Below are 7,423 nucleotides of genomic sequence, written 5' to 3'. Positions count from 1 at the left end.
CGGTGCTGATGGCAACGATGACGCTGGTGGTGCTGCCCCGAGCGTCCGTGTGCGCCGAACGCATCACCGAGGTGCTGTCCACCGAACCCGCCGTCCAGAGTCCGGAACAGCCCAGCTTCCCCCACCAGGGAATCACCGGCGTGCTGCGGCTGGACGCCGTCACGTTCACCTACCCCGGCGCGGACCGCCCAGTGCTGCAGGACATTTCGTTCAAAGCACAACCCGGGACCAGCACCGCGGTCGTCGGCAGCACGGGCGCGGGCAAGTCGACGCTGGTGTCGCTGATCTGCCGGCTCTACGACGTCGGCGGCGGCACCGTCACCGTGGACGGCATCGACGTCCGCGACTACGACACCGAGCGGCTCTGGTCGACGATCGGCCTGGTCCCCCAACGCGGCTACCTGTTCAGCGGCACGGTCGCGGACAACCTGCGCTACGGCGCCGCCGACGCCACCGATGAGCAGATGTGGGATGCGTTGCGCGTCGCCGGAGCGGAGGACTTCGTGCGCCCACACGGGCTGCAGATGCGCGTCGCTCAGGGCGGGATCAACTTCTCCGGCGGCCAGCGGCAACGGCTGGCGATCGCGCGGGCGGTGATCCGCCGCCCCGCCATCTACCTGTTCGACGACGCGTTCTCCGCGCTCGATGTGCACACCGAGGCGCGCGTGCGCCGCGCGCTGCGTGAGGAATCGGCCGAAGCAACCACAGTCATTGTCACACAACGTATTTCGACCGCAGCCCAGGCGGACACCGTTATCGTCTTGGACAACGGGCGAATCGTCGGAGCCGGCAGCCACCAGTCCCTCCTGGTCGACTGCCCCACCTATGCCGAGTTCGCCGCCTCGCAGTCGGTGAACACCGTCCTCGGCGGTGCGCAATGACCGCGCCGATGAACGCCCGTCCGCGCGGGGCCGCGCCGGCGCCGCCCAACATGCGCTCACGCGATTTCCGGGGATCGGCGGGACGGCTGATCCGCCGACTCACCCCGCAACGTCGGTTGAGCATCGCGGTGATCGCGCTGGGCATCGCCGGCACGGGGATCGGCGTCGTCGTCCCGAGAATCCTCGGTCACGCAACGGATCTGCTGTTCAACGGCGTGATCGGGCGGCAACTTCCGGCCGGCGTCACCAAAGCGCAGGCCGTCGCGGCCGCCAGGGCACGCGGCGACAACACCTTCGCGGACCTGCTGTCCGGGACGCACGTGGTGCCCGGCCAAGGGGTGGACTTTGGCGCGGTGTTGCGCACATTGGCACTGGCGCTCGGTTTGTATGTGCTTGCCGCCCTGTTGCTTTGGTCGCAGGCCCGACTGTTGAACGTCACCGTGCAGCGGACCATCACCAGGTTGCGGGCCGACGTCGAGGACAAGGTGCACCGCCTGCCGTTGTCCTATTTCGATCGGCAGCAGCGCGGCGAGCTGCTCAGTCGGGTCACCAACGACATCGACAACATGCAGGCGTCGCTGTCGATGACGATCAGCCAGCTGGTCACCTCGGTTCTGACGGTGGGCGGCGTGCTGGCGATGATGCTGTGGATCTCGCCGCTGCTTGCCCTCATCACGGTGCTGACGGTGCCGCTGTCGCTGTTGGTGACGCGAGCGATCACCCGCCGTTCGCAGCGGCTGTTCGTCGCGCACTGGACCAGCACCGGGCGCCTGAACGCCCATATCGAAGAGACTTACAGCGGATTCACGGTGGTCAAGACGTTCGGCCACCAGGCCGCCGCGCGCGAACAGTTCCGCAAGCTCAACGGCGACGTCTACCGCGCCAGTTTCGGCGCCCAGTTCTTCTCCGGCCTGGTGGCACCGGCGACGGGGTTCATCGGAAACCTCGGCTATGTCGGCGTCGCGGTGGTGGGTGGCCTGCAGGTCGCGACGGGACAGATCACCCTCGGCAGCATCCAGGCGTTCATCCAATACGTCCGGCAGTTCAACACCCCGGTGGGCCAGGTCGCCGGGATGTACAACACCCTGCAGTCCGGAGTGGCCAGCGCCGAGCGGGTATTCGACCTGCTCGACGAGCCCGAGGAACTCTCCGAAGAACACCGCCAGACCCCGACAGAAACGGCAACCGGACGGGTCGAGTTCGAGCATGTCAGCTTCGGCTACCGGCCGGGCCACCCGGTGATCCACGACCTGTCCCTGGCGGCCGAACCCGGCAGCACGGTGGCGATCGTCGGCCCGACCGGCGCCGGGAAGACCACGCTGGTCAATCTGCTGATGCGGTTTTACGACGTCGACTCCGGCCGCATCCTCCTCGACGGAGTCGACATCGCCACGCTGGATCGGCAGGCGCTGCGGTCGCGGATCGGCATGGTGCTGCAGGACACCTGGTTGTTCGACGGCACGATTGAGGAGAACATCGGCTACGGACGGCCCGAAGCCACCCCGGACGAGATCGTCGCGGCGGCGAAGGCGGCCTACGTCGACCGGTTCGTGCACAGCCTGCCCGCCGGCTATGCGACCCGGGTCAGCGGCGACGGCGGCAACATCAGCGTCGGCGAGAAGCAGCTCATCACGATCGCCCGGGCGTTCCTGGCCCGGCCCCAGCTGCTGATCCTGGACGAGGCGACCAGCTCGGTCGATACCCGCACCGAGTTGCTGATCGCCCGTGCGACCCGCGAACTTCGCCGCGACAGAACGAGTTTCATTATCGCCCATCGGCTTTCGACGATCCGTGATGCCGACCGGATCGTCGTGGTGGAAGCCGGCCGGGTCGTCGAGCAGGGCAGCCACGCCGAATTGATCGCCCGCCGTGGCGCGTACTACGAAATGACGCGCGCCTGATTCGGCTCGGCATCACGCATGGCTCGTTAAGCTCGGCAGTCGGCCAACATTAGGAGATGTCGATGAAGCTTTCGCCTCGCACCGTTGCCGCCGCCGCACTTGCGATCGTCGTCGCCCTGACCGGGGGCTGTGGTTCAAAGGGTTCCGACGGCGCCAAATCGCCGGGAAGCACGGCCAGCGCCACCCGCGGCGAGGCGGCAACGCTGCTCAAGCAGGCCGCCGACGTGATGCGCAAGGTGACCGGCATGCATGTCAACGTGGCGGTGCAAGGCGATGTTCCCAACATCCGCGTCACCAAGCTCGAAGGCGATGTCTCCAACACCCCGCAGACCGTCGCCACCGGAGTCGCCACGGTCCAGGTCGGGGAGAAGAGCGAGGAAGCCAACTTCGTCTACGTCGACGGTCACCTGTACTCCGACCTCGGACAGCCCGGCTCCTACACCGACTTCGGCAACGGCGCTTCGATTTACAACGTGTCCGTTCTGCTGGACCCCAACAAGGGCCTGGCCAACCTGCTGACCAATTTGCAGAACGGGTCGGTGGCCGGCAGCCAGCAGGTGAACGGCGTCGCGACCACCAAGATCACCGGAAACTCTTCTGCGACCGATGTGGCGACCCTTGCCGGTACCCGTTTGACGGACGAAAGCGTCTCGACGGTGCCAACGATCGTCTGGACGGCCTCGGACGGCTCGTCGCACCTCGTCCAGATCCAGATCAATCCGACCTCGAACACCTCGGTGACGCTGACCATGTCCGATTGGGGCAAGCAGGTCACCGCCACCAAACCCGTCTAGCGCCGGCTCCCGGAAAGGACTTTCCCATGACGACGAAGACCACCCGTCGGCGACGGCTAGCCCACGCTGTCGCCCGCGTGGCTGCCGCCGCCGCTGTGACCGTCGCTCTGGCTCCCACCGCCGAGGCCGCCGACACCTACGGCGCAATCGCCTACTCCGCCAACGGTTCCTGGGGACGATCGCACGCCTACCCGACGAAGGCGGCTGCCGAGGCAACGGCAGTGAAGTCCTGTGGTTACTCCGATTGCAAAGTGCTGACCACCTTCACCGCGTGCGGCGCCGTGGCGGCCAAAGACCGCGAATACCAGGGCGGGACGGGGCCCGACCTGAGCGCCGCCATGAAGGATGCCCTGAGCAAGCTCAGCGGCGGATACATCGACACCTGGGCGTGTAACTGAAGCGTCGAGATCGCTCCAAGAATTCGTAAAGATAACGAATAGGCCAACGTCAGAACCTTTTCTCAACGAGCCACTCCGCGTCCCGCGGACGGCGAACCACTGAGAAAAGGACACGACGATGAAAAGCTTCACCATCACCTCGGTGGCCAAGACCGCACTCTTCGCCACCGTCTCCGCCGCTGTCGCGCTGGGTCTCGCCGCTCCGGCCGAGGCGTTCCCCACCAGGGCCGGTACGACCATGTACGGCGACCCGGCGGCCGTCGCCAAGTACTGGCGCCACCAGAAGTACGACGACTGCGCCATCATGTCCAGCGCCGACGTGGTGGGCCAGATCACCGGCGACCTTCCCTCCGAGCGGTCGATCATCAAGGTCGCCCAGAACACCCCGAGCGTCGTGCACCCGGGCTCGATCTACCTCAAGCCGGCCGACAAGAACGACCCGAACTCGGGCATGGGCACCAACCCGGGCGACCTGCCGACCCTGTTGGCGCACTACGGAATTCACGCGACGAACACCGACGCCGACAACGCCGGCCGGACCGGCCTCGCCACCGGCATGGAAGCCCTCGAGGAATACCTGGGCAGCGGCCGCGCGGTGATCGTCGGCCTCAACGCCGAGATGATCTGGAACCAGCCAATCGAGAACACCGGCGCCGACGGCCAACCCCGGTCCGACCACGCCGTGGTGGTGACCGGTGTCGACACGGCCAACGGCATCGTGCACCTCAACGACAGCGGCAGCCCGAAGGGCAAGGACGAGCAGATTCCGATGGCCGTCTTCGTCAAGGCGTGGGCCACCAGCGGAAACTTCATGACCGTCACCGACGAGACGCGCAAAGTCTCCTAGCGCCAGGGCATTTGCCGGCTGAATTCATTGGGGCATCGAAAAGGACTGCCCCGCAACCCCTTACACCACACTGCCCGACGAGAAGGAACCACTGACATGACCGACAGGATCACCAAGGTCGGCAAGGCCGCCGTGCTGACACTGGTGGCCGGCGCCGTCACCCTGGGCTTGGCCGCGCCGGCCGCCGCCTCCGCCGGCGGCATCATGTACGGCGACCCGGCCGCGGCAGCCAAGTGGTGGCGCTACCAGACGTATGACGACTGCGTGCTGATGGCCAGCGCCGACCTGGTCGGGCAGATCACCGGCACCGAACCTTCGGAGCAGGACATCATCAACGTCGCCCAGTCCACTCCCAGCAGCGTGCACCCTGGCTCGATCTACATCAAACCAGCTGACCCGCAGCACCCGGACTCGGGCAACGGCACCAGCCGCAAGGACATCCCGACGCTCCTAGGGCATTACGGCGTCGCTGTAAACACGACCGACGCGGACAGCGCCCCGAAAAACGGCGTTGCCACCGGGATCGACGCCCTCAAACAGTACCTCGGCAGCGGTCACGCGGTGCTGGTCAGCGTGAATGCCGAAATGATCTGGGGCGAACCGATTGAGAACAAGGATGACGACGGCAACCCATTGTCCGACCACGCGGTCGTGGTCACCGGTGTCGACAGCGCCAAAGGCGTGGTGCACCTCAACGACAGCGGTACGACTCGTGGTCGTGACGAGCAGGTGCCTCTGGACCTGTTCGCCCGGGCGTGGGCCGCCAGCCACTACTACCTGCTCGTCACTGCGCCTACCGTGAAATGAGGCTGCACGCCCTTGCAGGACAGTCGAATTGGTGCCGAGTGCTGATAATCGTCGTGGCGCTACCGGCGCTTGAGTCACCGACCAGTCGGTCTCGAATCACCCAGGATGCACCAACTTCCCGCCGCTATGCCGCAGAATGACAGACGCACCCCATAGACAAGACCCATATGGACCAGGAAACAATGACGAGAAGGGCGCCGTACTGGCACCTCGCTATCCGAAGGCATCGGAAGGCCGCGGAGGACCCTGAATGGCTGGTAGCGCGATGACCGACACACGTCTCGAGTTCGGCGTGCTCGGACCGCTGGAGATGAAGATCGACGGCATGCTGGTGCCGTTGGGCACACCCAAGCAACGGGCGGTGCTGGCCATGCTGGTCATCAACCGCAACCGGCCGGTCGGGATTGACGCGCTGATCACCGCACTCTGGGAGGAATGGCCGCCATCCGGCGCGCGGGCCAGCATCCACTCCTACGTATCGAATCTGCGCAAGCTGGTCAGCGGCTCTGGGGCCGACCCCCGGGTGGTGTTGGCGGCGGCGCCGCCGGGGTACCGGTTGACCATCCCCGAAACCACCTGCGATCTGGGCCGATTCATCGCCGAGAAGACGGCGGGCGTGCACGCCGCGGCGGCGGGCCGGTTCGAGCAGGCCAGTCGGCACCTCTCGGCGGCGCTGGGCGAGTGGCGCGGTCCGGTGCTCGACGACCTTCGGGACTTCCAGTTCGTCGACTCCTTCGCCACCGCCCTGGTCGAGGACAAGATCCTTGCGCACACGGCCAAGGCGGAGGCCGAGATCGCCTGTGGGCGCGCGTCGGCGGTTATCACCGAACTCGAGTCGCTGACGGTGGAACATCCCTACCGGGAACCGCTGTGGGCGCAATTGATCACGGCCTACTACGTCAGCGATCGCCAGTCGGATGCGTTGAACGCCTTTCGCCGGGTGAAGACCACGCTCGCCGACGACCTGGGCATCGACCCCGGCCCGACACTGCGCGCGCTGCACGACCGGATCCTGCGCCAGGAACCGTTGGACGCGAAACAGAACGCCAAGGTCACTGCCGTCGGCACGGTCACGGCGCTCGACCAGCGCACCAACGCCGCGCGCCAGAAGGTGGCCGCCTACCTGCACGAAATCGCCACCGGCCGCGACTACCCGTTGCGCTCGGCGGCCACCCGGATCGGCCGCCTCAGCGACAACGACATCGTCTTGGACAGCGCAAACGTCAGCCGCCACCACGCCGTCATCGTCGACACGGGAACCAACTTCATCATCAACGACCTGCGGTCATCGAATGGCGTTCACGTGCGGCACCAACGGATCCGGGTCGCCGCAACGATCAGCGACGGCGACCACATCGGAATCTGTGATCACGAGTTCACCTTCCGGATCGCCGCACAGACGCAAGCCTGACGTTTGCCCGCTGCGCGTCAAAGCGCGTTCGGCGCAACGCGATTCCGGGCCACTTTCGGCTGCTCCGGCGGTGTCGCACGCGGCGGGATGATCGGCCCGCACAGCGGAATTTCCGCGCGCCGGCGCCCACCGCGTTATCGGCGGGCTTATTGGCAAGCACACACCGTCCCGATTACCGTCATGGTTGCTGTACCCGTGGTTGCGTTCGATGCGATACGTGGCGGCTGTTGATAGTGTCGGCGGGATTCGGGTTGGTGGAGGAGGAGCGGCGATGAGCGAGGCATCAGACTCGCGGGTGGGCTCGATGTTCGGGCCCTACCATCTCAAGCGGTTGCTGGGCCGCGGCGGGATGGGCGAGGTCTACGAGGCCGAGCACACCGTCAA

At 66.3% G+C, this 7,423-nt stretch carries 8 protein-coding genes; all 8 read left to right on the top strand.

The features are described 5' to 3' along the window. The coding region (locus A9X01_RS21125) for an ABC transporter ATP-binding protein (RefSeq protein ID WP_155772202.1) at positions 1–881 on the top strand (881 nt) is incomplete at its 5' end. Further along, positions 878–2,782, top strand: coding sequence for an ABC transporter ATP-binding protein (locus A9X01_RS21120; protein WP_065122621.1), 1,905 nt, complete (start codon positions 878–880; stop codon positions 2,780–2,782). The genes A9X01_RS21125 and A9X01_RS21120, both read left to right, overlap by 4 nt. Before the next feature lie 62 nt (positions 2,783–2,844). Beyond that, complete coding sequence (locus A9X01_RS21115) at positions 2,845–3,576, top strand: LppX_LprAFG lipoprotein (RefSeq protein ID WP_065122622.1); 732 nt, start codon at positions 2,845–2,847, stop codon at positions 3,574–3,576. Positions 3,577–3,602: 26 nt separating this feature from the next. Continuing rightward, positions 3,603–3,974: a DUF4189 domain-containing protein gene (locus A9X01_RS21110; RefSeq protein WP_065122620.1), complete on the top strand. Its 372-nt coding sequence runs from the start codon at positions 3,603–3,605 to the stop codon at positions 3,972–3,974. A gap of 118 nt (positions 3,975–4,092) precedes the next feature. After that, on the top strand, positions 4,093–4,821 hold the full coding sequence (locus A9X01_RS21105) for a C39 family peptidase (RefSeq protein WP_065122619.1): 729 nt from the start codon (positions 4,093–4,095) through the stop codon (positions 4,819–4,821). A gap of 96 nt (positions 4,822–4,917) precedes the next feature. Further along, a complete protein-coding gene (locus A9X01_RS21100) occupies positions 4,918–5,628 on the top strand; it encodes a C39 family peptidase (protein ID WP_065122618.1) in 711 nt (236 codons plus the stop codon). 250 nt (positions 5,629–5,878) lie between these two features. Beyond that, on the top strand, positions 5,879–7,039 hold the full coding sequence (gene embR / locus A9X01_RS21095; RefSeq protein ID WP_065122617.1) for an ATPase/transcriptional regulator EmbR: 1,161 nt from the start codon (positions 5,879–5,881) through the stop codon (positions 7,037–7,039). A gap of 271 nt (positions 7,040–7,310) precedes the next feature. Further along, on the top strand, positions 7,311–7,423 hold a 113-nt coding region (locus tag A9X01_RS31515; RefSeq protein WP_253849269.1), incomplete at its 3' end, for a hypothetical protein.

This window comes from Mycobacterium asiaticum (assembly GCF_001668675.1).
GTDB classification, from domain to species: Bacteria; Actinomycetota; Actinomycetes; order Mycobacteriales; family Mycobacteriaceae; genus Mycobacterium; species Mycobacterium asiaticum_D.
The sequence above is the reverse complement of the archived record's forward strand: the minus strand, read 5'-3'. Positions and strand labels throughout refer to the sequence as shown.